2 protein-coding genes and 1 pseudogene are annotated in these 1,214 nt (G+C 73.4%); 2 read left to right on the top strand and 1 reads right to left on the bottom strand.

Annotation, left to right across the window (positions count from 1 at the left end; genetic code table 11):
* On the bottom strand, nucleotides 1–235 hold a 235-nt coding region (locus tag ACE3PU_RS14000; protein WP_374390714.1), incomplete at its 3' end, for an MJ0042-type zinc finger domain-containing protein.
* Nucleotides 236–307: 72 nt separating this feature from the next.
* On the opposite strand from ACE3PU_RS14000, the gene ACE3PU_RS13995 reads away from it, so the two are divergent.
* Entirely contained in the window at nucleotides 308–1,018 is a 711-nt protein-coding gene (locus ACE3PU_RS13995; protein WP_374390713.1) for a cell division ATP-binding protein FtsE, read from the top strand.
* Nucleotides 1,015–1,214: pseudogene (locus tag ACE3PU_RS13990) on the top strand (ABC transporter permease); the annotation flags it as partial. The gene ACE3PU_RS13995 and the pseudogene ACE3PU_RS13990, both read left to right, overlap by 4 nt.

The raw sequence follows: 1,214 nt of genomic DNA, 5'->3' as shown, positions 1-1,214 counted from the left end.
GGAAGGCCCGGGGCAGCTCGGGCGCAGGGGTCTCGGCCAGACTGGCCGCCTCGGGCGCGGGCTGCGGTTCCGGCGTGGTCGCCGGCTCGGGCGTCAGGCTCAGCTCCAGCGGCTCCTCGACGCCGGCGCGCCACACCTCGCCGCACGACTGGCAGCGCACCTTGCGCCCGTTCGGCCCCATCGCGTCGTCGCGAACGAAATAGCTGGTGGCGCAGGCGGGGCAGGTCAGTATCATGTCGTCTGACTGCGAGGCTCGCGCCCCCTCCCGAGAGGCGCGTCCCGCGCCCCGTCCCTGAAACCCAAAACGATGCCGTCCTCGCCCGCCAGCGCCGCCGATACCGCCTCCGCGCCCGAGACCGTCCGCCTGTCGGGCGTGGGTTTCGGCTATGCGGACGCGCCCGGGATTCTGCGGGACGTTAACCTCATTCTGCCGCGCGGCTCTTTCCACTTCCTTACCGGACCGTCTGGCGCCGGAAAGTCCTCGCTTCTGCGGCTGCTGACCCTGGCGGCGCGCCCCCAGGCCGGCCGAATCAGCCTGTTCGGCGTCGACGTCACTGAAATCCGCCGCCGCGACGTCCCCGCCCTGCGCCGCCGCATGGGCGTCGTGTTTCAGGATTTCCGCCTGCTGGACCATTTGTCCGCCTTCGAAAACGCCGCCCTGCCCCTGCGGCTGGCCGGAGGCCGCGAGGCCGACCACGCGGCCGATGTCGAGGAGATGCTGGAATGGGTCGGCCTGGGCCGGCGGATGGACGCCCGACCGCCGGCCCTGTCCGGGGGCGAGAAGCAGCGCCTGGCCATCGCCCGCGCCGTGATCACCCGGCCCGGCCTGATCGTCGCCGACGAGCCGACCGGCAGCGTCGACGCCGCCATGGCCGAGAAGCTGCTGCGGCTGTTCCAGTCGCTGAATCGACTGGGCGCGACGGTCCTGATCGCCAGCCATGACCGCACGCTGGCCGAAAGCTCGGGCGCACGCGTCCTGCATCTGCACAAGGGCGGACTGTACGAGGCGGCGACGTGATCCGCTTCCCGCCCCAGCGCCGCCCTGGCCTGCTGCCGCCCGCCGCCGCCGGAGAGCCGTGGCTGATGACGGTCATCGCCGTGCTGTGCTTCCTGGCCTGCCTGGCCGCGGTCGCCGCCTCCGCCGCCGACCGCGCGGCCCAGGGCTGGGCGCGTCAGCTGGGCGCGGAGGCGACCGTCCAGGTGCGCCCCCGCGT

Source organism: Brevundimonas sp. (assembly GCF_041911375.1).
Classification (GTDB): domain Bacteria; phylum Pseudomonadota; class Alphaproteobacteria; order Caulobacterales; family Caulobacteraceae; genus Brevundimonas.
Note: the sequence above shows the minus strand (reverse complement) of the source record. Positions and strands in the feature narration are given on the sequence as shown.